The following is an 18,763-nucleotide window of genomic DNA, read 5'->3' as shown; positions in this document are numbered from 1 at the left end:
TTATACGGTGTTTGTGAAGCGCTTCAATGACAGAATGTGACGTAAGCACTAAATAAAGATGTGTCCGCTGAGTGTAGATACATCATGGAGGATTGAAAATGACAAGATTACATAAGCAGTTGTTGCGCGCTGGCTTGGCGTTATTGACACTGACTAGCGTGGGATTAGCTGGGACAACGGCTAACGCGGCGACCAAGCTTGGCAATTCTGTGCCGAAGTCCTTGTGGGGAACTTGGTACGAGTTGAACAGCCAGTCGGGAATCATGCGGGTCAAGCTGACAGCCAAAACCTACAGTATTTCCAAGGGGTTCTTTATTAAAGGCAAATGGACGCCTAACTGGAACGGTGGCAAGACTTATCGGCTAGGGAAAAAGGTCAAGTTACAAAAGACATTCACGATTTCGGCCAAGAACAATAAGAAGGGTTACCGAACGATTACGGCACGCCATAACAGTTATTCCTATGTGAAATCTCAGTATAAACGGATGACCTCTAGGTATTCAAAACAGATTGTTTTGGGCCATAGAGCAATGACCTACACCAATAAACATACCCCTACAACGAGTGATACGTATCCGTCGGAGCTGGCGCAATATGCCAATCCGGCCAAGCATTTTTACGATGAATATGGCATTGGTAGTCTGAAGTAGGAGAGGTGAAGGAAATGAAACGTAGCGTATTGATTAGTGTAAGCCTGTTATTGGGGGCTCTCGGGTTAGGGATGAGTCTGCCAACGGCTGCGGATGCCGCAACGACAATTCCACAAAATATGCGGGGAACTTGGTTTTTCTCTAATGGTGATGAAGATCCTGGACTTACACGGGTTGTGATGAAGGCCAAGACTTACGATATTGCTTTTGGGACGTTCAGTCATGGAAAATTTGTTAAAAAGTGGAACAACAAGCAACCTTTGAGGCTGGCTAACCAATTGACGGTTAATAAGACGTTTACGACCAGTAAGCAGGGTAAAAAACTCATACTGAAGACGAAGATGGCGGATTGGGGATTGATCACGTATACCTATTCGATGAAGAAGGAGCATCTTTATCAGCATTGGATCAAGCAGGATAGTGGTGCTAAAAGCGTTTACTCAAGTGGGGTATTTAAGTATAGCAAGCTAGCTCACCCAGAAAAATACTTGAATGAAGTGTATAAAGCGGGAACTGCTCGCCGGTTATAACGTTTAGCGATTAAGAAAATTGACTAAAGGAGTAATTCTAAGATGAAAAAATCAGTATCAAGAATGGCACTTGTCCTGTCGTTATTAGGACTGGGGATTGTTGGCGCAACCGGTGTTTCAACTACGACGGCCCATGCCGCTAAGTTGTCAGCGGTTCCTAAAAATTTACGGGGAACCTGGGGTACGTTGGGTGAATCATTTTATATGGTTACTTTCACTAAGAATAGTTTTTCGTTCGCCCCCGTTCTACAAACCAAAAATAAAAATTGGGTGATGCAGAAATATCCTGATTTGTACCAACACTTGAAGCTGGGTAAGAAGGTTAAGGTGAATAAGACATTCACAATCAGTAAGAAGAATAAGCATGGTTATGTGTATGTTCACTCAAAAAGTAAGGGTGATAGTTTTAGTAATAAGTATTACTTTAAAGTCAAAGGTAAGACGTTGAAGTGGAGTAACTATCCAAATGGGAAAAGGGCTGATGAGTATACGAAATTGCCGACGATGGCTAGTCGAAAGGCATTCTTCGGGAGCTTCTAGGTACCGAATTGAGTCGCTTTTGTGTGGATGATATATTTTTTTACAAAAGGAGAATTTTTAAATGAAGAAATTAGTGAAATTAGGCGTTGCAGCGTTAGTTGCTGTGAGCTTTGGCGGATTAACAGTTACTACGGCGGATGCAGCAACTTGGCATAAAGGCTTACCGACATTTATTCAGAACAAAAAATTTAAGAGTAAAATCAAACGTGAGACTGGTGTGTGGTCTAAGGCGACTAAGACTACAGTGTTCATGAAATACACCCAGGGTGATCAAACGCCAGTCATTAGTCATACTAAGTACAAGAAAATGGGAAAGGGCTATTTGATCAAAGGTAAGTATCACGAATCCCGCATGGGAAAAGGCATGCATACGTACTATTACCGGGTTCAAAAGCTTACTAGTAAAAAAATAAAGATGGCAGAGGGTAAGACTGGCAAGTTAATTACAATGACAAGATTTAAGCATGCCCCTAAGAATAGTCAGACTTGGTGGTAGCGGGATATATGATCTTTCAGCATATTTAGTTGAAGCGGACTTAAGGAGCTAATGAAAAGGATGAAAAGAAGATTTTTATGGCTGAGCTTGCTGGTGGCACTTGCCGTCGTAGGTGCTGGGTGTGGCAAACAAGCCAACTCTAAGACCGGTCACAAGGACAGTCGGTCAACCAAGGTTGCCGACAAGGCTGGCAATAAGCAAGCCACCGCGACTAAAGCGGAAACGCCTAAGCCCTCGGCGTTGACGATGTTGCTGTCCCCATTGATGGGGAAGAATGCTGAAGATCCGAGTACCCAATCGCAGAATGAATTGACGTATTCTCAGTTCTATTATCAACATAACAATTGGTATTGGCGGCTATCTTCTAAGGCACAGAAAACAATTGTTGGCGGAAAGATTACAACCCTAAATGGAGATTCTGGTGAGTACAAGTTGACTGGCAAGCAGACCAACGGGGATGAGTTTACCGTGAAGTTAATGCGGTATTCATCATCAGATCAATCCTATTGGCTCAAGTCCAGTGCGCCCAAGTTTAACCGGGCGTACGTGATTGGCGACACCAATGGCTCCTGGACGACCGGGGCACCGACAGCGTTAATTGGGACCTGGTCGACCCATATTTATAAGCCAGCACCAAGCAAATACGATGATGCCGAAACGCTAAAGAAGGCGCCTTACAGTCGAACCCGTTTCTTTATTAGTAATCAGGGAATCGATGGCCAAAAGGATTCCTTCACGCCGAAGTATACCGTCTATGATACCGGAAATGGGTGGGGAGCCAACGATGCGACCACTTACAAACAACTTAGCGACAATACTTATTTATTGCGAACAACTTTAAGTGGACGACTTTTTAACGTCTACAAGGTGACGCTTAAAAATAAACAACTGACCGTGGTTGGGGGCGAGAGCGACCTAGCCAATCTGAACAAGGTTTCCAGCAAACCGGGGCAGGCCTTTGGTTTCGACAACAGCGCGGCACTACACTTAACCTCGAAGCAACTGGATAACTGGATTGATCGGCACTTGTCGGACTTCAATCGGGACTCGCATCAGGTCAAACAGGCTTCGTTTATGGCTGATACGGACAAGAAGGGGCGGGTGACCGTCGACGTCTATGATTATGGTCTTGATAGTCCGGTTGCCCCGCGGGTTGGTCGGTTCCGGGTCACCGCAATGGGGGTCTTAGAAGGCCAAGAAGCTGATGATACGACATGGTGGCCAGTTTCTGATGATCCCACCAATTAACATTTCTGAAGTGGCGTCACTATGTAAATGGGATAAAGGCAGAAGCGTAGACAAAATTACCGACAATGGCCAGTCGGAAGGCGTTCCTCGGTAACTATTAACACCCCGGTTTGCGCCGCTTTAGCGTAAGTGATATATTTAACGAGGTAAACGGTTGTGAATTGACAGTAATTTCAATTCGACCGATTGCCTCGTTTTGTACATAGAGGTTTAAAATAAATTTTCAGGAGGAAAACAAGATGAAAAAGTTTTATTTAGTTTTAACCGTTCTGGCCATTGCGACGGTCGGTCTTAGTGCCACGACCACGCCGGCTGCGGCCAAGACTGGTGTCAAGGTACTCAGCACCAAGAAGGTCAAGAAGACCGCCTACCATGTCACGAAGGGGACTATTTACAAGACCAATAAGCTGACCAAGGTTGCCCACCACGCCAAGAACTACAAATACACGACGCTGTACGTGACCAAGCAGAGCACGGTTCGCAAGGCTAACCACAAGAAGGCCGTCTACAGTTACATCACCACGAAGAAGGCTCGCGGTTGGATCTTGCGGAGCTACCTGAAGAAGGGGGTTGCGCCTAAGAAGTCGACTAAGACGATCCAGACGACGACCACCACCACGACGACTACGGCGAAGAACGATGACTCGACCACGACGCAGACCACGGCGGCTACGTTTAACGCCCAAGCGGCCAATGCCGATTTCTTAGCCATGGTCAACAAGGAACGGGCTAAGACTGGCGCCGCACCACTGACGATGGCGACTAAGCTGACGAATTTGGCCAACCAACGGGCCGCCGACTGTGCGAAATTAGGCGATATTACCCACTACGATAGTGCGGGTAACACGGTCTACCTACAGGAAGGACCCAAGTTTGGCATCGACTTCAACGAGGGCCTGAGCTCTGAATGCCTGTACATGGCCGATGAGGGCTTTGTGGGCGACTACCAGAAGGCTGGCACCAACGCCGCCGACCAGTACCTCTACCACGATGCTGAGTCCAACTGGGGTCACCGGGACAACCTGATCAACCCTGAAGCCAAGACGATTGGGATTGGCTGGAAGATTTCTAACGGCACGATTTACAACGCTGTCGACCAACAAGGATAAAGAATATAAATGCAGCCCACCGGAGAATACAAATTTTTCGGTGGGTTGTTAAGTTTTCCTTCAAACTTGATTCACATCAATGACACCGTTTTCCTGAAAATGGTACACTGTTTCCAAGTTCTAGCGAGCATCTTCAAACAATCTTCACCTTTCCACCGTAAAACGGTTGCATTCCCCTGATAGAGTGTATTGTAAGCCCATGAAAAGTGGACGAACAGGCTAGCCAATCGTGAGAATCTGAAGAAATTGTTAAAAGGTGGCCTAGACCGAGTAAAATGGGTTTCATCATTCCAGATTGTGGTGTACAATGAGAAGCATAATTAGCACTCAAACAAAAGAGTGCTAATCCAAGTACCTCATCGAAGATAATCAATTGGAGGGCGATTCTATGATCAAAATGTACTTTCACGCTAAAACGACTGCGGTAACTAAAGCCATGAAATGGTTGGCGAACCACGATGCCATCTTTACCTCTCGCGACATTAAAAAACAACCTTTAACCAAGGATGAAATTCTTTACATGCTTTCTTTAACTGAAGAAGGCACCGACGACCTGATTTCAACGCGCTCTAAGGCTTACAAGGCCTTGCCTGCGTCCGTACAAGACATGGGGATGAACGAACTCGTTGACCTCTTGCAAAAGAATCCGGGGATTTTAAAGAACCCGATTGTCGTCGATCAGAACAAGTTAGCCACTGGCTTCGACCTGGAAACCATCCGGGAATTCGTGCCAGCCGCATACCGTAAGAAGGAACTGGCCAGTTTCTTCAAGATTTTAAATGGCGGGAACAACAACGCCGCTCTGGCTTAACACCAGCATAATAGAAGAGTAGATGACCAAGCACCGTCACAATTTTGTGGCGGTGCTTTTTCTGTCGGTCGCTGATTTTCGCTCCCGGCGGCAATCTTCGTTCTCACTGCTGTGGGGAACGCCTGCGGCCTGGGGAGCGTTCCGCCGTCTCGACTTGAAACCTCGCCAGAACCGCGAGTTTCCAAGGTCGTTCCATGGTGTCGGCTGGGAAAGAACCCCAGCCAACGCCATCGACACAGCTGTGTCCACGAAGTTGCCTCTGGTCGCTGACAACGATCAGAAAGTCACTGTCATAGTTTGTGTGGGGGCGGCCTTTACTTGTCGATAGTCTGATTGTGCAAAAAAAGACCGCGATTTCCCGCGGTCTTCAGTGATTACGTTTAACCTTAATTCAAACTAGCTGGCCGGGAATACCCCACCGTATGCCACCACGAAACGTTGGTAGCTTCGTTGACCACGCCGCGAAGTTGGGCGTCGATCATCTTGTTGCCCCCCTTGTAGATGCCGACGTGGCTGATGTTGTTCTTGCTAGTGCCGAAGAAAATCAGGTCGCCGGCCTTGGCATTGGCAGCACTCACGTGGGTGTAGGTGTCGTACTGCGATTGGGCCGTCCGGGGCAGCGTCTGGCCAATGGCCTTGTTGTAGACGTACTTGGTAAAGCCGGAACAGTCAAATGAGCTGGGACCATTGGCGCCGTAAACGTAAGGCTTGCCCAGCAGCGACTTAGCCTCACTGTAAATGGCGCTGTACGTGCCGTTACCGGTTGTGGCGGTGCTAGTGTGGGCGTAGCTCTTCTTCTGCAGGTAACCGTGCCAGATCCAGCCGGAAGCGGTCTTCCTGCCGTTGGTGACGTAGTAGTACAGGTACTTCACGCCATCCTTCTTGACGATGTAACGCTTTTTAGTCGCGTGCCACGTGGTGTTGGGGTAGTTCTTTAAGTAGTGCGTTTTCTGGCCAAATTTCATATCGCTGGCAGTGCCACTCAGGTTGTAGGTCCAACCGGTCGCGCTCTTGCGCGTGTAGGCGGTGTCGGTCATGTTGCTGGTGCTGACGATGGTGTTGGTGCTGTTGGCCTGAGCGGTGGTTTGGCTCAGCGCAGGTACTAAGGCAGCGGCGAAGGCCACGGCCAAACTAACTTTTTTAAGTGTTTTCATAATTTTAATCCCTCATATGTAAGATATTTGTGGTGCTTACTACTCCTTCTAAGATAACGTATGGCTGTAACAAATTGATTACGGGGTGACATCATTGCGGTTACCATTGTGTGTATGTCAGTCATGTGACAAGGGTTGGATGATTTGGGTGAAATGTCATGACTAGTTGTCATCAGGCTCTAATTGTTCAAAAAGTTCATGGGAACTAGTCACCAAAAAGTCGACCTAAGCTGTGCGGGGACGGCGGTTAGTTGCGGTAACAAACTTTGACAGAATTCACATTAAATTCTCATATTAGCTGGCTAATCTGTAACCGTTAACATTTCAGTATCTACAATCCTTACAGATTGTGGTAGACTATCCGTAGCGCTTATTAATTCCATTACATATTAAGAGGAGGGTGTTATTTTATGAATGGCTTTATTGGTGAGTTTTTTGGAACCCTGGTTTTGATTCTTTTGGGTGTTGGGACCATGGCTAGTGTTAATTTGAACAAGTCCTACGCTAAGGGGTCAAACTGGACCTACGTGTGTGTGGCCTGGGGTATGGCCGTCACGATGGGGGTCTATGTTGCCGGGTTACTCGGTTCACAAGGCCACTTGAACCCAGCCGTTACCATTGGGTTCGCACTGTTTGGTTACTTCCCATGGGCGGACGTTTTGCCTTACCTGTTGGGTCAATTCTTGGGGGCCTTCGTCGGGGCCGCGTTAGTTGCAATTCAATATTATCCTCATTTTAAAGATTCTCCTGACGAAGCCAGCGGTAACCACGTGGGAATCTTTTCCACGAAGCCCGCTATCAAGAACCCACTGTACAACTTTCTCTCTGAAACGATCGCCACTTGGGCCTTCGTCTTCGTTCTCTTGAACTTAGGGAACTTCACGGCCGGCTTGAAGCCGTTCATCGTTGGTCTGGTCATCATGGTCGTTGGGATGGGCTTAGGTTCCACGACTGGGTTCGCTTTGAACCCTGCCCGTGACTGGGGTCCTCGTCTGGCCTACACCATCTTACCAATCCCCCACAAGGGAACGGCCGAATGGAGCTACGCTTGGGTACCAATGTGTGGCCCACTGGTTGGTGGGATCTTAGCTGCCGGCCTGCAATATTGGATTACTTATTAACCACGTTTCGTCCGGGACCGACTGTTTACCGGTTGGTTTGGTCACTTGCTTTTTAAAGGCGTGACCAAGTCCGTACGAGATAAGATTCATTGCTTAAATGCAACGCTTAACAACTAATGGATTAAGGCTTTAAAGCGCTAAAAAGAGGCGACCGGAATATTCTGGTCGTCTCTTTTTGTGCTATGAAAGAAATTGCTGGAGGTTTTGGTAAACGTTGGCTTCCAACTCGGCTGGCGCCATGCCCCGTAGATTGGCAATGATACGCAGACTCTGCTTGAGAATCATGGGGTAGTCCGTCACCGTGACCGGGCGGTGTTGGGCCCAGGTGACGGCGGCCAGACCGTCCGTTTCAACCAAAAGGCGGTTGAGGGGGATGGTCTTGGCCAGTTGCGTGACGGCCGGATCGGTCAGAACGTCGGGGCCAATCGTGAAGTAACAGTCGAGTCGGATATAATCCGCCTGATACTCGGGCGAGGCGTACCAGTGAACCAGGTAGCGGTTGGGATATTTCTGAATATTGGTCAATACGGCGCGCTCACAGCCCTTGGTGTGGAGCACGACCGGTTTGCGGTGATCGTGGGCGAACCGGAGCTGAGCCTCAAAAATGCGGGCCTGTTCCAGCAGATTCACGTCCGTCCAAACGCTGTCCATGCCGATTTCACCAATGATATTCGTAGCTTCCAGGTAGGGTGTGATCTCGGACCAGCGCAGTTCGGTGGCCTGCCAGGGATGAATGCCAAAGCTCAATGGCTGATGGCCGTCAACGAGCTGGCGATTGGTTTCCCATTCGGTGGGTGACTGACAATTGATTAAGGCTAAAATGTGTTCGTCGCGTTGCAGTGCGGCGAGTTCAGAACTGCCATCCAGATGACAATGCGCATCACATAACATGGTGGAGGCCCCCTCGAGATTTGTTGCATTGAGTGTAGCACGTTCTGGTGGCGCCACCTACTGGGAGGGGGTGGTTGGCACGGTATTTTGTAAAAACGGCCAATTAAGGGCCGCTCGGTAGGATTGGTTAATGGCCTTTCTTTCTACACAATTTAAGATTTGTAACATAATGATTTTTACGAAAAAGCGGTCGGATTTTGTGAAAAGGTTAAACCGTATTACCTGTTATAATGGCCTAGCCATAGGCAATTAAATCACAAACTTGTCTTGCACGTAAATTAGTCAAGCTGACGAACGTGACTGTTAAACGTTTCGCCTATTTAGTAGATTTCAAGAGGTGAAGTGGCTATAATTATATTTGTAAAGAGCATAGACCGTTTTGCATCAAAAACGGGTGGGTCGACAATTACTCATGCGGTGAGTGAGCCACAATAACATGTTTTTAGAGGGGACTGTTATGTATGTTTAATACCAAAGAACATTATAAGATGTATAAAAAAGGGAAGACCTGGATTTTTGCCAGCATCGTCACGGCCACGCTGGCTTTGGGGGCTTTCGGTGGTCAGACGGCGCATGCAGATACTAGCGACGCCGCCACGACCGGCGAAGAGACGGCAACCAAGGAATCGGTGGAACCAGCAAAACAGGTGACGCTCGGTCAAGAGAAGCAGTCACAGACGTCAGCTGATGCGGCGGTTAAGGAAGACACTGGGGCTACCGATGAGACCACACCGAGCGATGGAACGAAGGACCCGGTGGTGGCGCCCGCTAAGGAATCTGAAACGACGCCGGCGTCGGATGCGACTGGCAATTCAGCTGGCGACACGACGGATAAGAACGGAGACGCTGATTTACCAGCAGCACCAGACGCAGATAAAACGGGCTCGACGGACAGCGGTAAGGTGACTGAAAAGCCCGCCGCAGACGCACCGGTCGACCAGACCAAGAATGAGGTCACGCCGCCAACCGATACACAACCAGTGACACCAGTTAATACGGCTGAAAAGGTCAATCCACGCTTGCGGTCAATGGCTGCGCCAACACCGACACCAGCCGTGACGGCGGCCCAACCCGTTGCTGAGGCTGAGGAGTCGATTGATCAGTGGATGCCGAATAAGCTGTTGCAGCAGGCGGTCCTTGATACGTTTACAGCTAAAAATAATTATCTTAATCCTGAAGTTTTGGCTTCCGATAAAACTTGGAGTAGTGTTAACGATATTACACAGGCAGATATGTTATTACTAAATTATCTTGATGTGCAGGCATATACGACAACGTACATTGATGGTAAGACGTCATTTTCTTTGGAAGGGTTGCAATATGCGACTAATTTAACGCACTTGGATCTTGCTAATGATATGGATGCGGCTCCCTATGCGATGCGGGGAGACATTACAGACTTAACGCCACTAAGTTCATTGGTTAATCTGCAGTGGCTACAATTTACTTTGAATCGGGTTTCAGATATCACGCCGATTACCGGATTAAAGAAGCTTACGTCACTATCTATGAGTAATAATAGCGTCGCGGACTTTTCTGGATTGAATCCGGCGCAATTTACAGATGGTTTTTCAATCGGCGAGCAATATGTGGTGAACAACCTAGTTTTTGTGCCACGGACTGGCTCATATATCATGACTAATCCTGTGAAAGCACCACAAGGGAGTTCATTTATTGCAAGTACACCGGGAGGAGCTGTTGCACTTCCAATTTCGGCTCCGGTTCCAGGTAATGCAACGCCAACAGTTCGAATCTTTTGGGTAGGGGCCGTTTCGACAGTAGCTGGCAATCAAATTACTTATTCAGATATCAAGGACCAAATCATGCCAGGGCAGACCTACAACCCGCTGAGTGCGACGTATCCATACCTGGTCCAGGAAGATTATACGTATTTCTTGGATTCGGTTTTTTCTGATACTAATACTGGCATCACCGTAGCGATGGTAACGCCTTATGTTAAGGCAGATGCTGCCGAAGACGTAACGGTCAATTACGTTGATGAGTCTGGCCAGAAATTAGCTGACCCGGAAACCTTAACCGGGCTAATCGGTGAAGGCTACACGGCACCAACGAAAGAGTTTGCCGGTTACGAACTGACTGAAACGCCAGCCAACGCGACCGGGACCTTCTCCGACACGGCCCAGACGGTGACCTTCGTTTACAAGGAAGCTACGTCATCCGTGACCGTGCATTACCAGGATGAAGCCGGGACCATGATTCAAGCCGACACGGTGGCTTCTGGTCAGGTGGGGACGGCTTATGACATTGCTCATCCTGACATCACCGGGTACACCTACAAGGAAACGCAAGGGGATGCCCAAGGGACCTACACGGATACGCCAACTGAGGTGACCTTCGTGTACACCAAGAATGCCGGGACCGTGACGCCACCAGTGGTTACACCTGACCAAACGATCACGGTCACCGTTCACTATCAAACGGCGGACGGCACCACGGTCGCACCGGATGTGCTGGTAACTGGTAAGGCGGGCGACACCTACACAACGAGTCCAGCGGCTAACGTGCCGGATGGCTACAAACTAGTCACCACACCAGCCAATGCCAGTGGGACATTAGGCGACAGCGACTTCTCCGTGACCTACGTTTACGAAGAGACTGGCGGAGATGGCGACAAGGTCACGCCGGATACGGACAAGCCAACGACCAAGCCGACGAAGCCGGGAACCAAGCCTGCCACTAAGCCAGCTGCGACGAAGAAGACGCCAGCTAAGAAGACTCAGGCTGGTGGCCAAGCGGATGCTCTGACTAGCAAACGTGGTGGCAAGACTATCGCGACTGTGGCCAAGGGTGGCGCGGCCGCTAAGGTGGACTTAACTGCCAAGACGAGTACGCAAGCCAATCACCCGGCGGCTTCGAAATCAGCCGCAGCCGATTTGCCACAGACCAACAGTAGTGAACAAACCTCACCATTCTGGGGTGTCGCACTGCTAGTGGCGGTCTTAGGTGTATTCGGATTCAAATTCAAACGTAAAGAACAATAGGCACGTAATCAAACAGACAGTCATGGCTCGGCAAAGATACTTGTCGAGCCATGACTGTCTGTTTTGACGTTTATTTAGTCTGATCAAACTTTTTAGCCTGTTCACTCCAGGCTTCTAACTGCGTATAGACCAGTTCAACATCGTTGGCAGGGACGTCGCCCAGAACCTGGTCCCAAAGCGACTGTTTGAGCTGACGAATCGTCTTACAAGCGGCCTTTCCCTTAGGCGTGATGCGAATCCAAGTGATTCGGCGGTCGCTGTCATCGGGGGTTCTGGTGATGTAGCTGGCGTGTTCAAGTCGGGTCAGTTCGCGGCTCACTAGGCCCTTATTGATGGCAAGCTCGGTCGTGATTTGTTTAGCCGTGACGCCATCGTGCTCATTGATGAAGAGCAGAAAATTGGCGTTGCTGGCATTGATCTCGGGTAGCGTCAGTTCGTGATTCATGGCAATCTGAAAGCGACGGTGGAGTGCGCCGATAAACTTGCCAATCTTGGTGATGTCCAAAACAACGGCCTCCTTTTTGTTTAGTATAGCATAACATATAGTTGACAAATAAACTAAATTCGGTTATTCTGTAATAGTTGATTTATCAACTATAGGAGGATTTTTAAATGACTTTGAAACAGCGCTTAATTTTTTCTTTCTTAATGTGCGTGGGGATGGCTAGCAGCATGAGCTGGCTAGGCATGGCGAAAAATATGGGGATCAATGCAAACATGTGGCGGGTGTTTGGACTGTCTGTTGGGCCAACAATTCTGTTTGCGTTTGTCCTCAATGTGGTGGTAGTCAGTAATCTGAGTACGTTGCTGGTCAAAATAGGCACGCGGCCGCTGGTCAATGCGTCTGCCATTCAGCTAAGGGCCGGCACGATTCGAAGTTGGACGATGCTGCTGGTGATGTGCTTCACCATGAGTACCCGCGCGCTCCTGATGAACGGGACGCTGGCCCACATGACGGTGGCGCAGTTCATCCTGAGCTTCTTTAGTACCTTGACGATGGCCTATTTTATCCGTGATCTCTTGATTATGCCGGGGATTCAGCGGCTGATGACGCGGAAGCAGCGCGCTTGAGATAGGGGCTATTGAATTTAAAAGACAATGAATTTGGACTTGGTAACTGGGGCTACATCTGCTAAAGTTAAGGACATAACGGGAGGTGGAAGATGAAAATTTCAGTGAAACAATTATGGGTGCTGGGAATTGTAGTTGGGACGATGATGTCGGGGACGACCGCTACAGCTGCCGCTTTGCCCATGGGTGCACATTATTCTCAGCAACGCGCGAATTCAGTTAAATTAGTGTGGCGGCGAAGTATGACCCGCAAGGCTTATCATCCAACGGAGGTCGCGGGAGCACGTTACTCCAAACACCTGGGGATTCGCTACCAGGCGACATTAGACACGTTGACCCACTATACGTTTTTCACCGATGCGCATGAGAAGGTTCGGGTGAAAGCAACTGGGAAATCGCGCATCTATTATCACGTTAAGACTTCTGACGGCTTGTTTGGCGGCTGGGTATGGCGCGGCTATTTGAAAGCAGGTGTCACACCTGGATTGGGCAATGCCGGGCAAGCACCGACTCTGAAGGGCAAGCTTGATTTGACCAGTGCCACGAGCACCGCGAAATTTGATCGGGACGTTGTCGCTTATGAACAGAAGTTACGACCGAACTTTAAATTTAAAGCAAAGGCAAATCAGCTATCCCAGTTAGAAGCACAAAATTACTTGAATCGGGATGCGGATAGCTTGACGGCCATTCAGAAGATTGATGTAGGAACGTCTCATATGAATGGGAGCATGGCCTACATAACCGTTAGTGATTTTAATCAACGATTGAGTCGGGGGACGAGTTACACCAGTCAGGTTAAAAATATGGCAGAAGTTTTTGACGATTTACTGTCCAGTTGGCAAGCATCGCCTCAGGTAGGTATTGGTTTTTACACGCTACCGGACAATCAATTGACCGGGAAAGCACCGACAGATTACCGAGCGTTTTACGCGGTGAGCTATGAGGATGATAACGAGTAGGCAGTGGTCCCAGCCGGGATGGCTGTATTAAATTGGTTTCAAGTTATAAATCGGACATGCAATCACGTCTAGACGAGCTGAATGATATTTGGCCCGTCTTTTTGAATTGAATTGAATTAAACCGCTAATGATTGCAAGCGACTATTGCTAAAGAAAGAATAGAATATAAAATTAGTTATTAAGAAGAAAGGTTTTACGTATTTACTTGATTGTTATGTAGATGTTTCATATAATGATTTTGTGAGATGGCCGTTATAGCCTGCTTACTAGTTGGATAAGAGAGTAGTGACTGAATAGGGGGAGTTTATATGGACAAAGTTATTAGAAAATATAAAATAATGTATAATGCGGATAAAAGGTGGCTGGTGATGACCACGGTCGCGGTCTCGTTGGTGTGGGGAATCTTGGATAGTCAGCCGGTGTCCGCGGATGTTGTGCCTGATGCTGGTACTGATCAGGAAAATGTTATGGCGGACTCTGATGGGGATGGTCAGTCGGTGACGTTAACGCGACCTGTGGTAGACGGGAGTGGCCAATCTGATGTCCTGGAAAATGACAAACCAGAGACTGAAAGCCCTGTAGAGGAAAAGGCTGGCACGGATAATTCGGCGTCAGCTTTACCTAATGAGGAAAACGAGGAGAATTCAAATGAACAGGCAGATACGACGTTGCCGGCGTCGAAGGTGGATCAGGATGAAGCAACAAGTGAGTCTCATTTGAGTGAGGTAAATGACCAGAAGAAAGATAAGTTAAGAGTTCTCCCTAAGCGAGATACAGTGGTAAATGAGCCGCAACAGAATGACGTACATAAAACGCAACAATCAGTTCAAGTGACACCAACATCGACTGCTGTAATGCCGCAGGTTAGAACTAGTGCTCGTGCACAGAACTTGATTGATAATTGGATGCCTAATGAGAAGCTACAAGAGTTGGTTTGGAAGGAGCTGACAGCAGCTGACGATATTAGAAATTCTAGAGTTTTTAAGTCAGGAAGACACTGGGAAACTGCTAAAGACATCACTCAAGATGATTTGAAACTTTTGGATGATCTTGATTTAGCAGCTCATGGAACAACATACATTGATGGGAAACATTCATTTTCCTTAGAGGGGTTAGAGTATGCGACTAATTTGAAAAGGTTGGATGTTTCAAATGCTTTAAGGTACGAACCGTATGCAATTCGGGGGGACGTTACTGATTTAACACCGCTGAAAAATTTGGTGAATTTAGAGTCTTTGAATTTTACTGGGAATCGAGTTTCAGATATTACGCCGATTACTGGTTTAAAGAACATCAAGGAATTGGTATTTCCTGCGAATCAAGTAGCGGATTTTTCGTCTTTGGATATGGCGCAGTATACAACAGTAAGATTTGGGCAACAATTTGTTGAAGGAAAAGTTGAATATATTCCTCATGGAGATAAGTACACGATGACAAATCCGATAAAAAAACCACAAGGCGCCAAACTTATACTGCAACCTAGTACAAGTGGTTTCTTTATTCCAATCTCAATGGCAAACGTTGACAATTATAAAGTCGTACGAGCTATTCGTAGCGGCGCAGTTGCGAATATGGTTGATGGAAAAATAAATTTTAGCGAAATTCAAAATCAAAGTATGCCAGGAGAGGATGTTAATTGGCAGTTTCAAGAGGCACATGTGCCTATGTATGCGCCGCTTGAAAAGTATGGATTCTTTCTGACTATGAATTTTAGATTTGAAGAAGGTAATGGTTATCCAGATGTCAGCTATATAATTCCTTACATCCAAGCTGACAGAGCCCAGGACGTAACGGTCGATTATATTAACGAAGAATCGGGAAAAAGTATAGCTCCACGTGAGATACTAAAGGGATTTATCGGCGAGAATTATTATGCGACAATCAAGGAAATTGCTGGGTATCATCATGATAGCCCTGATAACGCAGAAGGAATTTTTTCTAAAGACTCACAAACTGTTAAATTCACTTATTTTAAGGATAAACTTAAACCAGTGGCCCCGCCCGTGACGCCAATCCATCCCGCCCAACTTGGTACAGTCACCGTTCATTACCAAACGACAACTGGAACAACGGTGGCACCAGATACGGTACTTACTGGTATTGTCGGGGATTCCTATAACACCAAGCCAGCCGCCAACGTGTCAGCTGACTATGAACTGACCACAACGCCGACGAATGCTAGTGGCGTTTTCAGTAGCGGGCAAATCACAGTAACCTATGTCTATGACAAGGTAGTTACTACAGGAGCAGGGGATGGTTCTAAGCCTGCACCCACACCGGAACCGGCACCAATACCTGACCAGTCAACACAGCAGCCAGCAGCGCCAGACGTGAATTCAGGCCAGCCGGATGAACAAGCTGGCACGAATCCGGCCACTACTGCCGTAACCCCAACGCATGGTGGCGCCGCAGTTCAAGGGACACCAGCAAAGACTGCAACTAAGCAAATCACCCCAAGTATCCAAGCGACTTTACCTAAAACCAATGACAAGCCAACGTCCCCATTTTGGGGAATGACCATCCTGTGGGTGATCCTTGGCCTGGTAGGCATTAAGCAACGGAAACACTAATCAAAGTATTCCAACCCCAAAGGGCGCCAGCGAAACGATTGGCGCCCTTTAATATACCCGAAAAATAGATGTGGGTCGAACTAATTCAAGTGACAAACTACACTATTAATGTTTCATCCTATGCTGGCTTTTCAAGCGATAACCGGTTATACTAGGGGTGGTTAAGGATGACCAACCAACACACTAATTATCGATTTCGTTACACCACTGTTGCTACCGGCAATGATGCCGACAAATTGAGGAGGATTAATGTGCTTAAACGGGATGAATCAACACACCGGGTGAAGATGTATAAGAAGGGGCGCACGTGGGTGTTTGCCGGCGTCTTAACGGCAGCGCTTGCGTTTGCGGCGCCAGAGGGTGTCCAAGCGGATACCACTGGTGAAACACCTTCCCCAGCCAAAGCAGAGACGACGACCACGACGAACGCCCATCAGGATCAAGAAGTGACGCTCACGACACCAGACGTTGACGGTCATCCAACCACGACAGAAACAGAGTCAGTTACTGATATTGAAAATGAAAGCGGTATCACAAACGATTCAGTAACAGCAGGCGACTTCGAAACAGAAGCCGAGGCCGAGGCGACCACCACGCCAGAGAAACCAGTGACGGCCGTGACGACAGAAGACCCACAGACAGTTGAACCGATTACCGCCGACACCATACTGGAAACGGCCGTACCCATTTCAGAAACGGCCAAACCCAAGACTCACAAGCAGACTGGGGCAACGACTGAGTTGAAGGCCGTGAAATTGGTCAAGGCCGAGGTCGCCAAGCCGGCCACGGTGAAGCTGGCACATCAACAGCGAGCGACCGCTATCAGCGAGTGGATGCCCAACACTACGCTCCAACAGGCCGTTCTGAAGAACCTGAAATCCCAGAACCCAGGCCAAAGCTGGAGTAGCGTCGATGACATTACCCAGGACGACATGGCACTCTTGAAGAGCCTGTCAATCCAGAGCGGAGCCGGCACCTATATCGATGGCAAGACCGAGTTCTCGCTGGTTGGCTTGGAATACGCTACAAATCTGACGTCGTTAAGCATGGGTGGAAATTTGGACGCGGCTCCGGGCGCTTACTATGGTGATATCGCTGATGTGACGCCGCTAGCCGGATTGACCAAACTGGAAAAACTAGACCTGCAACACAACCGGATCACCGATGTGACACCACTAGCTAATTTAACCAATTTAAAGGAACTATTGCTGGCGTTCAATCGGATCCGTGATTTCTCACCGTTAAAGGGTATCAACTATACGAAGTTTCATGCGGGCTCACAAATGGTGATTTTGGATCCCGTTAAGGTGAGTGCCACCGACCTGAGTGCCCACCTGAAGATTCAATTTATCACGATCGATGGCGACTTGATTCAGCTGGAGCAGGTGCCGGTCCGAATCGCCGACCCCGTCTTCTACTACAACGGCGCCTTTACCTACCGTTTCTACTTTACCGGTGGGGTTGGAGTGAGTGACGGCCAGGGTGGGCTGAACTATACGGAATTGCAGCCACAGATTCCGGGCATCACGGAGTATCCGAACGTGACGGTCGACCCACAGGAAAATAACTACTTTCTGACGGGCCGGGCGGATGGCTCGGACTCGTATGGCAGTTACCTGTTCGTGGTTGCCCAGGGCTACGATATCGCGGAGGACGCGGCGCCCGTGGTCGTGCAACATCATGACGAGCAGGGCAACGCCATCGCCAAGGACGTGACGCTCCCAACGGGGATGGTCGGGGAAGACTACACGACCGCGCCACTAGACATTCCGGGATACAAGTTGAAAACGACGCCGGAAAACGCCACCGGTCAGTATGGTAGCGAAGCCATCACGGTCACCTACGTGTATGAAAAGGATGGCGGCGGTACCGTGACCCCACCGGTCGTGACGCCGGCTGCGGACGTTACGATGACCATTTACTATCAGCTGGCGGATGGCACCAACATCGCCGCTAGCCAAAGGATTAGTGGGAAACCAGGGACTGCGTATTCGACGAGTGCCTTAGACGTGACTGGATATACGTTGGTGACCACGCCGGGAAATGCCAGTGGGGCCTTTGGCGACACGGATGGCACCATCACCTACGTTTATGAAAAAACGGAAACCGGGGGTGATGGGGACCTGATCACCGATGGCAATGACGGCGACGAGGGTGACCTGGTGACGGACGACGCCGATGATGGTCAGAAACCAAGCGTTTCCGTGACGACGGCCCAGGGTGACGGCGGCGCGGGGGCAACGGCCAGTGGTCAGCCAGTCCAGTTGGCTAACGGTACGACCGCTGCGACGCCACAGAAGTCGGCAGCTGCAGCGACAACCCTGCCACAGACGAATGACCAAGCAACCTCAGCCTGGTGGGGCGTGGCGCTGTTGGCCGCGACGACCATTGGTGGCTGGCTAGGTGTTCGCCGGAAAAGTGAATAGGTGAGTGGATGAAAGCCTTGATGTCTGTGATGTTGAGGCTTTTTCGCTGTTTCGAGATAAAGACCGATAAAAGTAATCGTTATATTATAAATAATTAATATTATAGTAGATTTTTACTGTCCACTACACTATAATAATGGTTAACGAAATGGTGGGCAGGGCCCACTATTAACATAATTATTTTC

The 18,763-nt window shown here is 48.6% G+C and carries 16 protein-coding genes; 13 read left to right on the top strand and 3 right to left on the bottom strand.

Features of this window, described 5'->3' with window-relative positions:
• Positions 1 to 98: 98 nt before the first annotated feature.
• From JUF13_RS08430 to JUF13_RS08400, 7 genes are all read left to right on the top strand, one after another.
• Positions 99 to 650, top strand: a complete 552-nt coding sequence (locus tag JUF13_RS08430; protein WP_203639156.1) for a hypothetical protein — start codon at positions 99 to 101, stop codon at positions 648 to 650.
• Between the two features lie 14 nt (positions 651 to 664).
• Positions 665 to 1,180, top strand: coding sequence for a hypothetical protein (locus JUF13_RS08425; protein ID WP_203639154.1), 516 nt, complete (start codon positions 665 to 667; stop codon positions 1,178 to 1,180).
• A 42-nt stretch (positions 1,181 to 1,222) separates the two neighbouring features.
• A complete protein-coding gene (locus JUF13_RS08420; RefSeq protein WP_203639152.1) occupies positions 1,223 to 1,720 on the top strand; it encodes a hypothetical protein in 498 nt (165 codons plus the stop codon).
• Positions 1,721 to 1,781: 61 nt separating this feature from the next.
• Positions 1,782 to 2,216, top strand: coding sequence for a hypothetical protein (locus tag JUF13_RS08415; protein ID WP_203639150.1), 435 nt, complete (start codon positions 1,782 to 1,784; stop codon positions 2,214 to 2,216).
• Positions 2,217 to 2,276: 60 nt separating this feature from the next.
• A complete protein-coding gene (locus JUF13_RS08410; RefSeq protein ID WP_203639148.1) occupies positions 2,277 to 3,464 on the top strand; it encodes a hypothetical protein in 1,188 nt (395 codons plus the stop codon).
• A gap of 239 nt (positions 3,465 to 3,703) precedes the next feature.
• Complete coding sequence (locus JUF13_RS08405) at positions 3,704 to 4,573, top strand: CAP domain-containing protein (protein WP_203639146.1); 870 nt, start codon at positions 3,704 to 3,706, stop codon at positions 4,571 to 4,573.
• Positions 4,574 to 4,961: 388 nt separating this feature from the next.
• Complete coding sequence (locus JUF13_RS08400) at positions 4,962 to 5,384, top strand: Spx/MgsR family RNA polymerase-binding regulatory protein (protein ID WP_203639144.1); 423 nt, start codon at positions 4,962 to 4,964, stop codon at positions 5,382 to 5,384.
• Between the two features lie 386 nt (positions 5,385 to 5,770).
• Here the strand turns inward: JUF13_RS08400 and JUF13_RS08395 are convergent, their stop codons facing one another.
• A complete protein-coding gene (locus JUF13_RS08395; protein ID WP_203639142.1) occupies positions 5,771 to 6,538 on the bottom strand; it encodes a C40 family peptidase in 768 nt (255 codons plus the stop codon).
• 410 nt (positions 6,539 to 6,948) lie between these two features.
• Between JUF13_RS08395 and JUF13_RS08390 the strand changes: the two genes are divergently transcribed.
• The gene (locus JUF13_RS08390) at positions 6,949 to 7,659 is read left to right on the top strand and encodes an MIP/aquaporin family protein (RefSeq protein WP_203639140.1); all 711 of its coding nucleotides are present in this window, start codon (positions 6,949 to 6,951) and stop codon (positions 7,657 to 7,659) included.
• A 180-nt stretch (positions 7,660 to 7,839) separates the two neighbouring features.
• Here JUF13_RS08390 and JUF13_RS08385 read toward each other — a convergent pair whose 3' ends face one another.
• Complete coding sequence (locus tag JUF13_RS08385) at positions 7,840 to 8,550, bottom strand: TatD family hydrolase (protein ID WP_203639138.1); 711 nt, start codon at positions 8,548 to 8,550, stop codon at positions 7,840 to 7,842.
• Between the two features lie 461 nt (positions 8,551 to 9,011).
• Here JUF13_RS08385 and JUF13_RS08380 point away from each other — a divergent pair, with 461 nt between their 5' ends.
• Positions 9,012 to 11,552 carry a MucBP domain-containing protein gene (locus JUF13_RS08380; RefSeq protein ID WP_203639136.1) on the top strand — a complete coding sequence of 847 codons (2,541 nt, stop codon included), beginning with the start codon at positions 9,012 to 9,014 and terminating at the stop codon, positions 11,550 to 11,552.
• 70 nt (positions 11,553 to 11,622) lie between these two features.
• Here the strand turns inward: JUF13_RS08380 and JUF13_RS08375 are convergent, their stop codons facing one another.
• Complete coding sequence (locus JUF13_RS08375) at positions 11,623 to 12,057, bottom strand: MarR family winged helix-turn-helix transcriptional regulator (RefSeq protein ID WP_203639134.1); 435 nt, start codon at positions 12,055 to 12,057, stop codon at positions 11,623 to 11,625.
• Between the two features lie 107 nt (positions 12,058 to 12,164).
• Between JUF13_RS08375 and JUF13_RS08370 the strand changes: the two genes are divergently transcribed.
• From JUF13_RS08370 to JUF13_RS08355, 4 genes are all read left to right on the top strand, one after another.
• Positions 12,165 to 12,623, top strand: a complete 459-nt coding sequence (locus tag JUF13_RS08370) for a DUF2798 domain-containing protein (RefSeq protein ID WP_203639132.1) — start codon at positions 12,165 to 12,167, stop codon at positions 12,621 to 12,623.
• A 92-nt stretch (positions 12,624 to 12,715) separates the two neighbouring features.
• Positions 12,716 to 13,582: a hypothetical protein gene (locus JUF13_RS08365; RefSeq protein WP_203639130.1), complete on the top strand. Its 867-nt coding sequence runs from the start codon at positions 12,716 to 12,718 to the stop codon at positions 13,580 to 13,582.
• A gap of 308 nt (positions 13,583 to 13,890) precedes the next feature.
• Complete coding sequence (locus tag JUF13_RS08360; protein WP_203639128.1) at positions 13,891 to 16,152, top strand: MucBP domain-containing protein; 2,262 nt, start codon at positions 13,891 to 13,893, stop codon at positions 16,150 to 16,152.
• A 251-nt stretch (positions 16,153 to 16,403) separates the two neighbouring features.
• The gene (locus tag JUF13_RS08355) at positions 16,404 to 18,578 is read left to right on the top strand and encodes a MucBP domain-containing protein (protein WP_203639126.1); all 2,175 of its coding nucleotides are present in this window, start codon (positions 16,404 to 16,406) and stop codon (positions 18,576 to 18,578) included.
• Positions 18,579 to 18,763 lie beyond the last annotated feature (185 nt).

This window comes from Levilactobacillus wangkuiensis, assembly GCF_016861605.1.
GTDB classification, from domain to species: domain Bacteria; phylum Bacillota; class Bacilli; order Lactobacillales; family Lactobacillaceae; genus Levilactobacillus; species Levilactobacillus wangkuiensis.
Note: the sequence above shows the minus strand (reverse complement) of the source record. Positions and strands in the feature narration are given on the sequence as shown.